Here is a 17,368-nt window from a genome sequence, read left to right on the forward strand (position 1 = left end):
GAATAGAGCAATGGCTGACTTAATTACGATTGCTCGCCCTTATGCTAAAGCCGCTTTCGAATTTGCGGTAGAAAATAACAGCATCGAATCATGGCATAAAATGTTAGTGCTAACATCTGAAGTGAGTAAAGATACTCAAATAAGAAGTGTTTTAACATCTGATATGAAAACTGATTCGGTGGCTAATTTACTCATCAATATCTGTAAAGATGTGTTAGATGAGTTTAGCACTAATTTTATTAAGATTATGGCTGAAAACAAGCGATTATCACTTCTTCCTGAAGTGTTAACCTTGTTTGAACAATATTGTTTAGATAGAGAATCACAAGCAGATGTTGATGTAATTTCTGCCAGTGAACTAACTAATGAGCAACTTAATAAAATTTCTGTCGCTGTCGAAAAACGTTTATCACGAAAAGTAAAACTAAAATGTCATATAGATAAATCGCTCATTTCTGGTTTTATTATTCGTACGGGCGATATGGTTATTGATAGTAGTATCAGAGGGCGTTTAAATCGTTTAAATAACGCTCTACAGTCTTAAGGGGACTGATAATGCAGCTAAATTCAACTGAAATAAGTGAACTAATTAAAGAGCGGATAGCTCAGTTCAATATTGTGAGTGATGCTCACAATGAAGGAACTATCATATCTGTAAGTGATGGTATCCTTCGAATCCACGGATTAACTGATGTAATGCAAGGCGAAATGATCGCATTACCAGGGGGCCGATATGCAATGGCATTAAACCTTGAAAGAGACTCCGTCGGTGCGGTAGTCATGGGACCATACGAAGACTTGTCTGAAGGTATGAAAGTACAATGTACTGGACGTATTTTACAAGTACCAGTTGGTGAAGGTTTATTAGGTCGCGTTATTAACACACTAGGTGAACCAATTGATGGTAAAGGCTCACTTCAACATAACGGTTTTTCACCAATAGAAGTCGTTGCACCCGGTGTTATCGATCGTAAATCCGTTGACCAAGCATTACAAACTGGTTATAAAGCCGTTGACTCAATGATTCCAATTGGACGAGGTCAACGTGAACTTATCATCGGTGACCGTCAAACAGGTAAAACAGCACTTGCTGTCGATGCAATCATCAACCAACGTAACTCAGGTGTAAAATGTATTTATGTTGCCATTGGTCAAAAACAATCAACTATTGCCAATGTTGTACGTAAACTTGAAGAACATGGTGCACTTAAAAACACTATTGTGGTCGTGGCATCAGCGTCTGAATCAGCTGCGTTACAATACTTAGCGCCATATGCTGGTTGTGCAATGGGTGAATACTTCCGCGATCGTGGTCAAGATGCATTAATTGTTTATGATGATTTATCTAAACAGGCTGTTGCTTACCGTCAAATTTCGTTATTACTTCGTCGTCCGCCTGGACGTGAAGCTTATCCTGGTGATGTATTTTATCTTCATTCTCGTTTACTTGAACGCGCAGCGCGAGTCAACGAAGCCTATGTTGAAGAGTACACGAAAGGCGAAATTAAAGGAAAAACAGGCTCATTAACAGCATTACCAATTATTGAAACTCAGGCTGGTGACGTTTCAGCATTCGTACCAACTAACGTAATTTCGATTACTGATGGTCAGATTTTCCTTGAAACTAGCCTATTTAACTCAGGTATCCGCCCTGCGGTTAACCCTGGTATTTCGGTTTCACGTGTGGGTGGTGCTGCACAAACTAAGATAATGAAAAAATTATCAGGTGGTATTCGTACTGCGCTTGCACAGTATCGTGAATTAGCTGCGTTCTCTCAATTTGCATCAGACTTAGATGAAGCAACAAGAAACCAATTAAGTCACGGTGAAAAAGTAACAGAATTGTTAAAACAAAAGCAATACTCACCAATGACTGTTGCTGAACAATCAATAGTACTTTACGCCGCTGAGCGTGGTTATCTTGAAGATGTAGAATTAGCTAAAGTATTACCATTTGAAACAGCGCTACTTGCTTATGCCCATAGTCAATATGCCGATTTTGTCAAATCAATTGATGAAACAGGTAATTACAATGATGAGATTGAAACTAAGCTAAAAGAATTACTTGAAAGCTTTAAATCAACTCAAACATGGTAAGGATGAGGTAAAAAATGGCTAATGCAAAAGAGATTAGAACAAAAATTGCCAGTATCCAAAGTACGCAAAAAATCACTAAAGCGATGGAAATGGTTGCTAATTCTAAAATGCGTAAAACGCAAGATAGAATGGCTGCTAGTCGACCCTATGCTGAAATGATTCGTGAAGTAATTGGACATTTAGCGTTAGCTCAGATAGGCGCCAAACATCCTTATTTAGAAGAAAGAGATGTAAAACGAGTTGGCTATCTTATCATTTCAACCGACCGTGGTTTATGTGGTGGATTAAATATCAATCTTTTTAAAACTGTTATTGCTGACATGTCAGCATGGCAGGAAAAGGGTGTTGAAGCTGATGTTGCTTTAATTGGTTCGCGTGGTGTTTCGTTTTTCTCATCAGTAAAAGCAAACATCTTAACCCAAGTCACTAATTTGGGTGATGAACCAAATTTATCCGATTTAATTGGGCCGGTAAAAACAATGCTTGAGGCATATGACAACGGTAAAATTGATAAATTATATATTGTTACTAATAAATTTATTAATACGATGTCACAAAAACCAACAATTCAGCAATTATTACCTTTACCGCCATCAGAAGATAAAAAACTTAAAGCTTCACCATGGGATTATATTTATGAGCCTGATGCTAAATCACTATTAGATGTGATTTTACGTCGCTATATTGAATCACAAGTCTATCAAGCTGTGGTTGATAATTTAGCGAGTGAACAAGCAGCAAGAATGGTGGCCATGAAAGCGGCAACGGATAACGGTGCAAACCTAATTAATGAATTACAAATTGTGTATAATAAAGCACGTCAAGGTGCTATCACAAATGAATTAATTGATATTGTATCCGGTGCAGCCGCTGTTTCAGGTTAGTGCTAAATATTGGCTTATAGTTAAGAAAAAGACGTAGAGGATTAAAAATGGCTACTGGAAAGATTGTCCAGATCATCGGTGCGGTGGTTGATGTCGAATTCCCAGAAGATGCAGTACCAAAGGTATATGATGCATTAGAAGTGGAAACAGGCACAGAAAAATTAGTTCTGGAAGTTCAGCAACAATTAGGTGGTGGCGTTGTATGTTGTATCGCAATGGGTTCATCTGATGGTTTAAGACGTGGACTTGACGTAGTAAACACTGGTCACGGCATTGAAGTGCCTGTTGGTACAAAAACACTAGGTCGTATTATGAACGTACTTGGTGATCCTGTTGATAAAGCGGGTCCAATTGGTGAAGAAGAACGTTGGGCGATTCACCGTGCAGCCCCAACCTATGAAGAACTTGCAAACTCAACTGAATTACTTGAAACAGGTATTAAAGTTATCGACTTAATTTGTCCATTTGCTAAAGGTGGTAAAGTTGGTCTGTTTGGTGGTGCTGGTGTAGGTAAAACCGTTAACATGATGGAGTTGATCCGTAATATCGCTATTGAACACTCAGGTTACTCAGTGTTTACTGGTGTGGGCGAACGTACTCGTGAAGGTAATGACTTTTACCACGAAATGAAAGAATCAAACGTACTTGATAAAGTATCATTAGTTTACGGCCAAATGAATGAGCCACCAGGAAACCGTTTACGTGTTGCGTTAACTGGTTTAACTATGGCTGAAAAATTCCGTGACGAAGGTAAAGATGTTTTATTATTCATCGATAATATTTATCGTTATACCTTAGCCGGTACTGAAGTATCTGCGTTATTAGGTCGTATGCCATCGGCAGTAGGTTATCAACCAACATTAGCTGAAGAAATGGGGCTACTACAAGAACGTATTACTTCAACTAAGACTGGTTCGATTACTTCAATCCAAGCGGTGTATGTTCCAGCAGATGACTTGACTGACCCATCACCAGCAACAACCTTTGCTCACTTAGATGCGACAATCGTATTAAGTCGACAAATTGCTTCTTTAGGTATCTATCCGGCAGTGGATCCATTAGATTCAACTAGTCGTCAATTAGATCCTTTAGTTGTTGGGCAAGAGCACTATGATTGTGCCCGTGGTGTTCAGTCAATTCTACAACGTTATCAAGAATTAAAAGATATTATTGCTATTCTTGGTATGGATGAGTTATCTGAAGATGATAAATTGATCGTTGCTCGTGCACGTAAAATTCAGCGCTTCTTATCTCAACCATTCTTTGTTGCAGAAGTATTTACTGGTTCACCAGGAAAATATGTACCTTTAAAAGATACGATCAGTGCATTTAAAGGAATCATGAATGGTGATTATGACCATATTCCTGAACAAGCATTCTATATGGTTGGTTCAATTGATGAAGCGATTGAGAAGGCAAAATCTCTCTAAGAGATTCATTGAACGAAGATCGTATTAATGGAGATCGTATTATGGCACTAACTTCCTATAAATTAGAAGTTGTTAGTGCTGAATCTCACCTGTTTTCGGGTGATGTTCAGCGAATCAGAGTCACAGGTAAAGAAGGTGAACTTGGGATTTATCCTGGTCATACCCCTTTACTCACAACCATAAAACCAGGCATGGTCGGCATTGTGAAAGCGGATGGTGAAGAAGAGTTTATCTATCTATCTGGTGGCATCTTAGAAGTACAACCTAACATCGTAACTATCTTGGCAGATACCGCAATTCGTGGTGAAGATTTAGATGAAGCAAGAGCACAAGAAGCAGTAAGACAAGCACAAGAACATATTAATCACCCAAGCGATGATATGTCATTTGCACAAGCATCTGCTGAATTATCAAAAGCTTTGGCAAAAATTCGCGTTATTGAATTGACTCGCCGCATGGGTCAATAATTTGCTTTTTGATTTTCTATCATACACAAAAGGCTATTTGGTATTACAAGTAGCCTTCTTTAATTTGAACACTTTTAAATTTAGGGGGCGCTCTTTCCTTCAATAACTTTTTTAGGATAATATACTTACAAATTTATACTGAAACATATGTTTTCCTGAAACTTTTTTACAAGAAACAAGTAATCTTTCAAAATAACATTTTGTTTCTCACTAGTTTTATTTAATGGGTAAAACATCACACTGACTAGATTTATTGACAGCTATCAGCGATAATCTTAATAAATCTTATCAACATTAATGTGATTATGTTTACCATTTACCATTCAAATCAAGTCGATCTACTTAAGTCACTCGTGAGCGAATTAATGCATAGGCAACCATTAGAGGATGTATTTACACCTGATGTTGTTATGGTACAAAGTCAAGGCATGGCACAATGGTTGCAAATAGCGTTAGCGAATGAACTTGGTATCGTGGCTAATGTTGATTTTCTTTTTCCAACTCAGTTTATTTGGCAACTTTATCAAGTCTTGTTACCAGAAGCGCCAATTGAAAATAGCTTTAATGTTGAATCAATGAGTTGGCGTTTGTATTATTTGTTGCCCCAAGTTATTAAACAACCTGAATTTAGCGCGCTTAAACATTATCTCGATATTGATAAGCAAGATAAAAAACGATATCAGCTTGCAACGCGTATTGCGCGATTATTTGACCAATATTTAGTTTACCGTCCAGATTGGCTAGCAAAATGGGAGGCAAACCAGTCTGTTGCCGAATTGAATCATCATTCTGATGAAACGTGGCAAGCGGAGTTGTGGCGAAAACTAATATCAATTAGTCAACCTTATCATCGCGCTAATATTTATCAACAAATGCTTGAAATGTTATTAGATAATAACTTTGAACGTTCACGTTTAGATTCGTTACCTAACCGTATTTTTATTTTTGGTATTACTTCTCTTCCTCCTATTTATCTTTCGCTACTTTCAGCTCTTGGACAACATATTGATGTCCATTTAATGTTTAATAACCCGTGTAAATGGTATTGGGGCGATATTGCTGAAAAACAGTTGTCAGATATATTAAATACACCCGATAAAATACCCAATCCTCTTTTAACCTCATGGGGAAAACTCGGGCGTGATAATCTATTTTTGTTACAAGAATTTAATAATAAGCAAGATATTGAAGCGTTTGTCGATCAGGAGCGTTCTTGTCTGTTACATGCCATTCAGCAAGATATTTTAGAACTGTATCAAACCAATTTTGACAATAAAACTTTTACCGTAATCGATAAGTCAATTTCGTTTCATGTCTGCCATAGTGAACAACGTGAAGTTGAGGTATTGTATGACTACCTGCTATCGGTTTTTGACGCAGATCCTACGCTGGAGTTGCGCGATTGCATTGTGATGGTGTCGGATATTGATAAGTATGTTCCTTATATTCGATCCGTTTTTGGTAATGCTATTGAAAAGCGCTATTTACCTTTTACCATTTCAGATCAAAAAGCACGAAATATCGATCCGATCGTTCAAGGTTTTTTCTCTATTTTAAATTTTCCACAAAGTCGATTTACTGCTGCAGAACTGTTTAATTTATTAGAGATACCAGCAATTTCAGAAAAATTTGCGATTAGTGAATCGCAGTTAGTGCTGTTGCGAACTTGGATTGTTGAGTCAGGTATTCGTTTTGGACTTGATAGTGCACATAGTTGGTTATTTGGGCTTGAGCGGTTATTACTTGGTTACACGATGAACAGTGAACAAGGCGGTTGGCAACAAATATTACCTTGTGATAGTGCAACAGGTTTAGATGCCGAATTAATAGGTCAATTAGCTGAATTTATTAAAGTTGTAAGTAAGTGGTTTGCTATCTTAAATGAAGAAAAACCGCTAATTAATTGGCAACCTTGTTGCCTTGAATTAATTAATGATTTTTTTGTAAGTAATGTTCAACGTGAATCCATTTTATTGATGATCGAAGAAGAATGGCAAGAATTGATTAATAGCGGTTTATCGGCTAGTTATACAGATAATATTTCTATCACTATTTTGCATGATGCTATGCAATCACGCTTAGAGCAAAATCATTTAGCGCATCGTTTTTTAGTTGGTAAGATAAACTTTTGTACCATGATGCCAATGCGTTCTATTCCATTTAAAGTGGTTTGTTTACTTGGTATGAATGACGGTGATTATCCAAGAACGTCTCTTCCACTTGACTTTGATTTAATCGCACAGCATCCAAGACGAGGCGATCGCAGCCGTCGCACAGATGACCGTTACCTTTTTTTAGAAGCAATTTTATCTGCACAAAAACAGCTGTATATCAGTTATATTGGCCACGACATAAAAGATAATAGTGAACGTTACCCTTCTATACTTGTTGATGAGCTTTGGGAATATATTGACCAATATTATTGTAAACCTGAAAATAATGCAGATATTACTGCGAATAACTCGGATTTTTTACGTGTAAACCATACACGCACACCGTTTAATCCCCAAAATTTTTTACAAAAACCAAAAAGCTATGCCGATGAGTGGTTACCTGCGGCATTGCAACAAGGTAAAAGTCAGTTATTTATTAGTGAAATACCTATTATTAGTGTAGATAATATTAATCTTGATGAATTAAAACGATTTTATCATCACTCTATCAAGCTATTTTTACAGAAGCGTTTTAATTTTTATGATAATTATCTGGATGATACCTTACCTGATGCCGAAAACTTTAATCTTGATAGCTTAAAGCGCTATCAATTAAACTTACAGATTTTAAATGAATTAATTGCTAATAAATCGCAACAACCAGATGATTTCTATCAACGATTAGCGTTAACAGGTGACTTACCAGATGGTGCATTTGGTGAAATTATTTATGATAATCAATTTAAATCATTGCAACCTTTAGCCAATAAAATTGATCAAGAACGTTTAGTCATGACAACGCAAGAAGTTAATTTAACCATTTCATCCAATGATCAACATTACCAATTACAAGGTTGGCTAACTCACATTCAAGATGATGGTATATTGACATGGCGACCATCAAAGCTTTCGATTCGCGATGGTATTTCATTGTGGATTGATCATCTGGTTTATTGCATTTTAAATCCCAATAAAATTCAGAATCAAAGTCGTATGTATGGTCGAGAAGATAATGAATGGCGATTTTCGCATTTAAATACAGATCAGGCCTTAGCCATATTAACTGATTTAGTTGAAGGCTATTTACAGGGAATCAATAAACCATTATTAATGCCATTAAAAAGCTCATGGAATTGGTTAATTGCAGCTTACGACAAAAAAACAGGTAAGATTATCGCTAGCGATAAAGCTATCAATCAACTTTTAAATTCATGGCAAGGCGGATTTAACCAATCCGCCGAGTGTGACAGTTATTATACTCGTCTTTATCCTGAGTTAACCGATACACTGATTGAACAAATTATATTTACTGCTGAGCGATTTTTATTGCCAATTTTATTACATCAAACAACGGCAGAATAAGAGGCATTATGTTTATTGATACACATTGTCATTTTGATTTTCCACCTTTTAGTGATTTTCTTGCTGATTCAATAAATAAGATTCGCCAAGCGAATATTGTTGGGTTAATTATACCCGCAGTTAGTGCTAACTATTTTGATGCTGTTTTACAACTTACGAATAAATACCATGAACTTTATGCCGCTTTGGGGTTGCATCCTATCTATCAACATACTATGGCTGATTTAGAACTATTAACCAATATTGTTAAAACAAAGCCTAAAAAATTAGTTGCCATTGGTGAAATCGGGCTCGATCGCTATGATCTAAGTGTCGATTGGCAACAACAATTATTATTTTTTAGGTCACAATTAACAATTGCCAAACAGTTTGATCTCCCCGTTTTGATACATTCACGCAAAGCGCACGATATTATGTACCACGAATTACACCGCGCCAATTTACCTTGTCGCGGTGTAATACATGGTTTTTCAGGTAGCTATCAACAAGCCATGCAATTTGTTAAGTTGGGTTATTATATTGGTGTAGGTGGCGTAATTAGTTATGAACGTGCAAATAAAACTCGCAATACAATTGCTCAATTACCGCTTGACAGCCTAGTGCTTGAAACTGATGCTCCCGACATGCCATTAAGTGGTCGTCAAGGTCAAGTCAATCGTCCTGAATATATCGCTGAGATTTTTAAAATTTTGACACAATTACGCACTGAATCACCAGATCACATGCTTAACACGATTTTAATAAATACCTTGACGCTATTTAGTGGAATCAATAGAATAAAAATTTAACAAGCGACTAAAATAACTTTATTATTATGGAGTTATTTTTAGTAAACCGACAGTAGGTTTATATGGCTAGACAATTGAATCAACTATTTGTTCGATCTATTTCCTTCCTCACCCGATTATTTCCTTTGTGGGCAGTTTTGTGTGCAGTTATGGCCTATTTTTCTCCTGATACTCTTACACCTATACGCCCCCATACATCACAATTACTCATGTTTGTGATGTTCACCATGGGAGTTACATTAAGTATTGATGATTTTAAACGTATAGTCACCAAACCTAAAGCGGTAGTAATTTGTACTTTACTACATTATATTGTTATGCCGTTAACTGCTCTAATTTTAGCAAAACTGTTTACAATGAGACCAGAACTATTGGTTGGCATGGTGTTAGTTGGAAGTGTTGCCAGTGGAACGGCATCAAATGTGATGATTTATCTTGCCAAAGGTGATGTTGCATTATCTGTTACAATTTCATCAGTTTCAACACTTATCGGGGTAGTTGTAACACCGTCGATAACACTGCTATTGGTTGGAACAACAGTTGAAGTCCCTGTTTTGGGAATGCTTGTGCATATTGTACAAATTGTATTAATACCGATTATATTGGGGTTAATTGTTCACCATTTCTTAAATGCTATTGTAAAAAAATGTGAGCAATTTTTACCACTTTTATCAATGATTTGTATTTTATTAATTATTTGTATTGTAGTAGCAGGTAGTCATACTCAAATTGGTCAAGTGGGTTGCACTGTTATTTTTGCAGTTGTGATTCATAATGCGTTAGGATTGCTTGGTGGTTACTGGGGAGGACGTTTATTTGGTTTTGATGAATCAACCTGCAGAACCATGTCACTTGAAGTAGGAATGCAAAATTCTGCCCTTGCAGCTACTTTAGGCACCACCTACTTTTCGGCTTTATCGGCTCTGCCTGCTGCAGTATTTTCAGTTTGGCACAATATTTCAGGCTCATTACTGGCTGGCTATTGGCAAGGCAAACCAGTAAAAAATAAAAAAAATCCAATCATTAACAAATAATATTGTAAAATACCATTCATCTGCTCTCTTTTTTAATCAATGCTAAGTAAGAGAGCTTAATTTTCAGAGCTTATACTTAACCGCTCACCTAGCATTTAAATTAATTTTAGGCCAAATTAAAATGAATAGCGAATTACAGTTACCACCCTTTGTATATCGTATATTACCGTGGATTGCGGCATTTGCATTCTTTATGCAATCACTTGATACCTCGATATTAAACACAGCACTCCCCACTATGGCTAACGATCTTAATGAGTCCCCATTAAATATGCAATCAGCAGTAATAAGTTATGCTCTGACTCTTGCATTATTTATTCCTATTAGTGGTTTTTTATCAGATAAATTTGGCACTAGAAATATTTTTGTTATGGCCGTTTCACTATTCACACTGGGGTCGTTACTTTGTTCTTTATCTAATTCATTAATTTTTTTAGATATATCACGAATTACCCAAGGTATTGGTGGCTCCATGATGGTACCTATATCACGTTTAGTATTGATAAAATCTTTTAAGCGTAGTGATTTTTTAGCTGCTTTAAATACTGCCACGATTCCTGGGTTAATTGGCCCCGTATTAGGACCAGTTTTTGGGGGATATCTGGTTGATATGGCAAGTTGGCACTGGGTGTTTTTTATTAATTTACCCATTGGTATTTTAGGTATAATAATTAGTTGGAAATACATGCCTAACTTAAAAGGTCAACACATACCTTTTGATTTATTAGGCTTTATATTTATTGTTGTTAGCTTTATTAGCGCCACATTAAGTGTCGAGATTTTGAACCAAAATCAGACATATTATTGTCCATTACTACTTGCGATAATTAGTCTACTTTTTTTATTTATTTATCGTGAATATGCAAAAAAGAAACAGAGCCCATTATTCCCTCCATCGCTATTTAAAATCCATACGTTTAAAATAGGAATTATCGGAAATTTAATTTGCCGATTAGGTATATCAGGAGTTCCTTTTCTTATTCCACTATTATTACAAGTGGGGTTTGGTTATTCAGCTATTTTTACTGGTATTATGCTTGTACCAATGGCCATTGCTTCAATTTGTACTCGAATCTTTATTCCGCGTATTTTAGCGCGTTTAGGTTACCGTTTCGTACTAGTTGCTAATACAATTTTAGCAGGAATAATGATTATTTTAATGTCCGTGTTAAATTTATCGACACCACTTATTCTTATCAGTTTATTGCTATTTTGTATTGGTGGTATCAACTCCATGCAATATACTGCCATGAATAGCATAACCTTAGCTAACCTAGAAAAAGACAATACAAGTAGTGGCAATAGCTTGATGGCAGTAAATCAACAATTAGCAATTAGTTTTGGTACCGGATTGGGTGCTGTTTTATTACGCTTAATTAGCACCACAACAGGTACTATTCACGCATTTCAGTTAACATTTGTTATACTCGGTATGATTACCGTTTTATCAAGCATTATTTTTGCACAATTAAAAAAAGAAGACGGGCAAAATCTAACCAATCATCAGCAAGAAATAAGGAGATAAATCTATGTTTCAGTACCAAATCATCCCAGTTACAGCTTTCCAAGAAAATTGTAGCATAATTTGGTGCGATCAAACCATGGAAGGTGCATTTATTGATTCCGGAGGTGAACCCGAACTGCTTATAAAAGCGGTTGAAAAGCTAGGCATTAATATTAAGCAGATTTTATTAACCCATGGACATTTGGATCATGTTGGTGCTGCAACTAAATTAGCTAAACATTATGATGTGGAGATTATTGGACCAAACCAAGAAGACAAATTTTTGTTAACAAATTTACCGCAACAAAGTGCACAATTCGGTTTTCCTTATACTGATAGCTTTTTGCCTGATCGCTGGTTAAAAGAAGGTGACAAGATTCAAGTAGGTCATATTACCCTTGATGTATTTTTTTGCCCTGGGCATACTCCGGGACATATTGTTTTTATTAACCATTTGGATAAACTGGCTTTTGTCGGCGATGTATTATTTAAAGGTAGTATAGGAAGAACTGATTTTCCACGAGGCAACCATACCGATTTAATTTCATCAATTACTAATAAATTATTACCACTTGGGGATGACTTTATTTTTGTGCCGGGTCACGGGCCTATGTCAAGTTTTGGTCATGAACGAGTTAGTAATCCTTACTTAGTTTAAGTAACACATCGTTTTTAATTATCACACTCTTTATTTTAGAGTGTGATAAAAAACATCCTATTTTTCACTTTCAATTGTAAATCAATTTTTAATAAAAAAGTTTACAATTGAAACAATTGCGCTATTATAGTTCTACTATTTATATAAAAGGTAGAAAATAATGAAACAACAACTGACTTCGTATTATCCAACATTTATCACGACACTGGTAAATTTATCTTCTTGGCAACGTAAATTATTGGTCACTACCAGTGCAGCATTATTTTTAGGATTAGCCGCTAATATTAGCATTCCTACTTACCCTGTTCCATTTACATTACAATCATTGGCGGTATTGTTAATTGGTGCTTTTTTAGGTCGTAAACTAGGCGCATTAGCAATAATCCAATACCTTTTTTTAGGCGCCATGGGACTACCTCTATTCGCTAATGGTAGCGGAGGGATTATGGCACTAGCATCGCCTTCTTCGGGTTACTTGTATGGTTATGTATTTAGCGCCTATTTAGCAGGTTTTGCAGCAGAAAAAGGGTATGATCGTCACTTTATTTTAGGCTTAATTGCATTCGCTTGTGCACATCAATTGTTATTTGTATTTGGTGTCGTCTATTTAATGGGCTATTTAAACATTACACTTATTGATGCTTTAAAAGTGGGTTATTTACCATTTGTTGGTGTTGATGCACTTAAATTTATTATTGCAACTTGTGTAATGTTTTCGCTATGGCGCTATCGTGCTAAAAATTAATAATATCCAATGTGGCGATATTATTTTTCAAAGCCTAAAAAAAAATAATGCTTTTAATGGTGCTGTAAGTCTCTCGGGTGCAGTACCTCACATAGATGAAATAACTAAAAGTATTAATCATGTTGGTTTATATGTTGGAAATAATATCGTTATTGAAGCAACACAAAAATATGGCGTGATTGAACAATCGTTGACTGATTTTGTGTGTGCAGCTAAGCACAATATCATTGGTAGAATCCATGATTTAGTTGTTATTCAAAATGCATTAAGACGGGTAAAGAAATGCTTGGGTTCACCTTACAATCACAGCTTTCATCCCTATGCAGATGGGTTTTATTGCAGTGAACTAATTACTTATGCCTTTAAAACTGAGCAAGGTAATAATTATTTCGCATTATATCCAATGAATTTTAAAGATTTAGCGACAAATGAGATTTTATCTTATTGGATTGATTATTATCGCGATCTAAATCAGATTATTCCACAACATGAACTAGGATCGCACCCACAGCAATTACTTAGACAACGCCATTTATTCAAAACAATCCTAACACTTGAATGGTAATAAAAGGAGGAAATTTTACACAAAAAAACATTTAAAATAATTTAACTATTGACATAGCGCCATTAAATCTATAATATGTGCGCTACATTTCGGTTCCTCCATAGTTCAGTCGGTAGAACGGCGGACTGTTAATCCGTATGTCACAGGTTCAAGTCCTGTTGGAGGAGCCAATCTTATGCTATAGCAGTAAAAACAGTTGTTAAAGCTAAACTGTTTGAAAAATTGATCAGCAGTATAAAATAGGAAATTTCTTTTCCTTGAGTTATTTTCACATCCAATCCTATTTAGTTAAATAGCCTTATAAATTATTATTAAAAATAATAATTTCTTCTTTTAACTGCATATTTATTAAATAATATTTCATCAAAAATGTTAAGATAACCAACTTCTATCAAAGTCTATATTTACAATATATCTTCATTTCAAAATTTTACTTTGAAATTTGGAAAATTTAAGAACAAAAAGATTAAAAATCACGGTCAATTAATCGACCCCAATATTGTAAGATTTAGCTAATAATTGGCTTAAATCATGTCAATGTGTGTAGAAAAACACCGAATTACAGTTCATTATTAAAATGATCCTTAACTTTATGATAAGTTAACCTTTTATTCAGATGAATTTATTTGACTAACTTTCAACAAATTTTTAGATAAATAAGTATTAATGAAAATTTAACTATTATTTGTTCTTGCTAAGTTTAAGGCACTACTTTTTAATGAGAAGTTTGAGGTATTGGGTTAACGCAACTAATTTTAGAAAGTAGTTACAAAATGAAGAATAAATTTAAAATATATATGATTTGTTTTTGTTTTTGGAATTTTAGTGTCCAATCTGTTTCTGTTGAAGCTAAAACTAACAATCAACAGATACAAATAACAAAAAAATTAAAAGCACAAGGCATTGTGCCGGGTAAAGTTTATTTCCAGCATGATTTTAGGTTTTCTATAAAGAGCAAATATAGCTTTCCTGAAAAGGATTTATTTTCATCAGTTGTTGTTTTAGAGACCAAATCGAGAATGTATAGAGAGGGGATTCAAAGTATTGCAAAAGTTAAATTGAACGAAAACTACCAATATAGTGATATATGGCAGCGGAAGCGAAATATTATTGATATATTATATCCGACTGACTCTTTTCAATCACTAGAAGATGGGGTTTATTTTTATACGTTAGATGAACATAAACAATTACATCAGCAAGCTTCTTTTGAAGAAGTATTTGAATTGCCTTGTTATTTGCGGGTTGAAAAAAAACAGGGCATTGTAGTCAGTATCCAAAAAAGATGCTTAGCATTAATTAGTCATTATACCTATGACTATTGGCCAAATAATAATATAAAACAGCTTAATATAGAAAAATACGATAATAATCATAATATTACCTATACTGCCGAAACGTTTTTTGATCAAGATACGGGATTAATGACCAAAACGACTAAAAGGAATAGTAAAACAGGACGTTCTGTAATTGAGACTTATATTAGAGAAATTGATCTTTATAGAATTGATGATTATTTTGATGGAAAAGGAATTAAAACCAATCATGTAATTCGTCATGACGATTCAAACCGTGTAGAAAATCAAATATTAAATAAAGATGGGAAAGTGATTAAAACTAAACGTTGGGAGCCGGAAGAAATCTTTGATTTTGAAAAAGATTTAGACGAGCCTTATCCGTACAATAAATTCAAATGCCATAAGCGATGCGACATTTTTGATTTGTAAGCCTAATTAAATTAATGTACCTTACTGACTATTTAGAAAAAACCAAAACAATATGAAAAAGATAATAACAATTTCCCTAATCTGTTTTTTTACTTGGATATCAAACAACCAATCCGCTTTTGCTGAAGCAAAAAACAAAGTCCAACAAATACAAATAACAAAAAAATTAAAAGCACAAGGCATAGTGCCAGAAAAAGTCTATTTTCAATATGATTTTACACTCTTTCTTGATAGAGAGGATAGTTATCCAGAAGAAGAGTTATTCTCCTCAGTAAGAGGTTTAGAAAATCACCCTGATATGTATGAAATGGCAATTCAGAATATTTCTCAGGTAAAACTAAATAAAAATTATCAATATAGCGATATATTCCAGCGAGAGCGAAATATTATTGAAATAATGTATCCAACCGACTCTTTCCAATCACTAGAGGATGGTATCTATTTTTATACGCTAGATGAGCAAAAGCAATTACATCAGCAAGCTTCATTTGAAGACGTGTTTGAATTGCCTTGTTATTTGCGGGTTGAAAAAAAACAAGGCATTGTCGTCAGTATTCAAAAAAGACCGTTAGCTGCAATTACTCACTATACCTATGATTACTGGCCAAATAATAATATAAAGCAGCTTAATTTAAAAATGTATGATAATAATCATAATATTATCTATACTTCCGAAACGTTTTTTGATCAAGATACGGGATTAATGACCAAAACGACTAAAAAGAATAGTAAAACAGGACGTTCTGTAATTGAGACTTATATTAGAGAAATCGATCTTTATAGAATTGATGATTATTTTGATAACCAAGGAATTAAAACCAATCATGTAATTCGTAATGACGATTCAAACCGTGTAGAAAATCAAATATTAAATAAAGATGGCAAAGTGATTAAAACTAAACGTTGGGAGCCGGAAGAAATCTTTGATTTTGAAAAAGATTTAGACGAGCCTTATCCGTACAATAAATTCAAATGCCATAAGCGATGCGATATTTTTGATTTGTAAGCCTAATTAAATTAATGTACCTTACTGACTATTTAGAAAAAACCAAAACAATATGAAAAAGATAATAACAATTTCCCTAATCTGTTTTTTTGCTTGGGTATCAAACAGCCAACCCACTTTCGCTGAAGCAAAAAACAAAGACAAAAAAATACAAATAATCAACAAATTAAAACAACAAAATATCGTTCCAGGTAAAATTTATTTTCAACATGATTTTATGCTTTTCCTTGATAATGAAGACAGTTACCCTGAAAAAAATTTATTTTCATCACTTGTTGGTCTAGAAACCAAACCAAGAATGTATAGAGAGGGGATTCAAAGTATTGCACAGGTGAAATTAAATAAAAACTATCAATATAATGATGTATGGCAACGTAAGCGAAATATTATTGAAATAATGTATCCAACAGACTCTTTTCAATCACTAGAGGATGGTATCTATTTTTATACGCTAGATGAACATAAGCAATTACATCAGCAAGCTTCATTTGAAGAGGTATTTGAGTTACCTTGTTATTTGAGAGTTGAAAAAAAACACGGCATTGTAGTCAGTATTCAAAAAAGACCTTTAGCATTAATTAGTCATTATACCTATGATTACTGGCCAAATAATAATATAAAGCAGTTTAATATAGAAAAATACGATAATAATCATAATATTATTTATACCTCTGAAATTGAGTTTAATGAAAATACGGGACTCATGACTAAAGCGATTAAAAAAAATATCAAAACAGGACGTTATTTGATTGAGTCTTATATTAGACAAGATGATATCTATGAAATTGATGATTATTTTGATGGAAAAGGAATCAAAACCAATCATGTAATTCGTCATGACGATTCAAACCGTGTAGAAAATCAAATATTAAATAAAGATGGCAAAGTGATTAAAACTAAACGTTGGGAGCCGGAAGAAATCTTTGATTTTGAAAAAGATTTAGACGA

General features: G+C 34.5%; 15 protein-coding genes and 1 tRNA gene. All 16 read left to right on the forward strand.

Annotation, left to right across the window (positions count from 1 at the left end):
- Positions 1 to 10: 10 nt before the first annotated feature.
- On the forward strand, positions 11 to 544 hold the full coding sequence (gene atpH, locus A9G25_RS06205; protein ID WP_065606085.1) for a F0F1 ATP synthase subunit delta: 534 nt from the start codon (positions 11 to 13) through the stop codon (positions 542 to 544).
- Positions 545 to 555: 11 nt separating this feature from the next.
- On the forward strand, positions 556 to 2,097 hold the full coding sequence (gene atpA, locus A9G25_RS06210; protein WP_065626216.1) for a F0F1 ATP synthase subunit alpha: 1,542 nt from the start codon (positions 556 to 558) through the stop codon (positions 2,095 to 2,097).
- A gap of 14 nt (positions 2,098 to 2,111) precedes the next feature.
- Positions 2,112 to 2,981, forward strand: coding sequence for a F0F1 ATP synthase subunit gamma (gene atpG, locus A9G25_RS06215; RefSeq protein WP_065626217.1), 870 nt, complete (start codon positions 2,112 to 2,114; stop codon positions 2,979 to 2,981).
- 47 nt (positions 2,982 to 3,028) lie between these two features.
- On the forward strand, positions 3,029 to 4,411 hold the full coding sequence (atpD, locus tag A9G25_RS06220) for a F0F1 ATP synthase subunit beta (RefSeq protein WP_034911215.1): 1,383 nt from the start codon (positions 3,029 to 3,031) through the stop codon (positions 4,409 to 4,411).
- 41 nt (positions 4,412 to 4,452) lie between these two features.
- On the forward strand, positions 4,453 to 4,878 hold the full coding sequence (locus A9G25_RS06225) for a F0F1 ATP synthase subunit epsilon (RefSeq protein WP_065626228.1): 426 nt from the start codon (positions 4,453 to 4,455) through the stop codon (positions 4,876 to 4,878).
- A 305-nt stretch (positions 4,879 to 5,183) separates the two neighbouring features.
- On the forward strand, positions 5,184 to 8,393 hold the full coding sequence (gene recC, locus A9G25_RS06230) for an exodeoxyribonuclease V subunit gamma (RefSeq protein WP_065626218.1): 3,210 nt from the start codon (positions 5,184 to 5,186) through the stop codon (positions 8,391 to 8,393).
- 8 nt (positions 8,394 to 8,401) lie between these two features.
- Positions 8,402 to 9,181, forward strand: coding sequence for a TatD family hydrolase (locus tag A9G25_RS06235; protein WP_065626219.1), 780 nt, complete (start codon positions 8,402 to 8,404; stop codon positions 9,179 to 9,181).
- 62 nt (positions 9,182 to 9,243) lie between these two features.
- A complete protein-coding gene (panS, locus tag A9G25_RS06240; protein ID WP_065626220.1) occupies positions 9,244 to 10,215 on the forward strand; it encodes a ketopantoate/pantoate/pantothenate transporter PanS in 972 nt (323 codons plus the stop codon).
- Positions 10,216 to 10,336: 121 nt separating this feature from the next.
- On the forward strand, positions 10,337 to 11,740 hold the full coding sequence (locus A9G25_RS06245) for a DHA2 family efflux MFS transporter permease subunit (RefSeq protein ID WP_065626221.1): 1,404 nt from the start codon (positions 10,337 to 10,339) through the stop codon (positions 11,738 to 11,740).
- A gap of 4 nt (positions 11,741 to 11,744) precedes the next feature.
- A complete protein-coding gene (locus A9G25_RS06250; protein ID WP_065626222.1) occupies positions 11,745 to 12,377 on the forward strand; it encodes an MBL fold metallo-hydrolase in 633 nt (210 codons plus the stop codon).
- 160 nt (positions 12,378 to 12,537) lie between these two features.
- Positions 12,538 to 13,122, forward strand: coding sequence for a biotin transporter BioY (locus A9G25_RS06255; protein ID WP_065626223.1), 585 nt, complete (start codon positions 12,538 to 12,540; stop codon positions 13,120 to 13,122).
- Positions 13,109 to 13,687, forward strand: a complete 579-nt coding sequence (locus A9G25_RS06260) for a YiiX/YebB-like N1pC/P60 family cysteine hydrolase (RefSeq protein WP_065626224.1) — start codon at positions 13,109 to 13,111, stop codon at positions 13,685 to 13,687. Before A9G25_RS06255 ends, A9G25_RS06260 begins: the two co-directional genes overlap by 14 nt.
- A gap of 94 nt (positions 13,688 to 13,781) precedes the next feature.
- Positions 13,782 to 13,857, forward strand: a tRNA-Asn gene (locus tag A9G25_RS06265).
- Between the two features lie 603 nt (positions 13,858 to 14,460).
- Entirely contained in the window at positions 14,461 to 15,414 is a 954-nt protein-coding gene (locus A9G25_RS06270; protein ID WP_065626225.1) for a hypothetical protein, read from the forward strand.
- A 52-nt stretch (positions 15,415 to 15,466) separates the two neighbouring features.
- Positions 15,467 to 16,420 (forward strand): hypothetical protein, encoded by a 954-nt coding sequence (locus A9G25_RS06275; RefSeq protein ID WP_065626226.1) that lies wholly within the window; start codon positions 15,467 to 15,469, stop codon positions 16,418 to 16,420.
- 52 nt (positions 16,421 to 16,472) lie between these two features.
- Positions 16,473 to 17,368, forward strand: an 896-nt coding sequence (locus A9G25_RS06280; RefSeq protein ID WP_141675022.1) for a hypothetical protein, incomplete at its 3' end; no start/stop codon positions are given.

Origin of the sequence: Gilliamella sp. Bif1-4 (genome assembly GCF_001690535.1) — a bacterium.
Lineage (GTDB): Bacteria > Pseudomonadota > Gammaproteobacteria > Enterobacterales > Orbaceae > Gilliamella > Gilliamella bombi.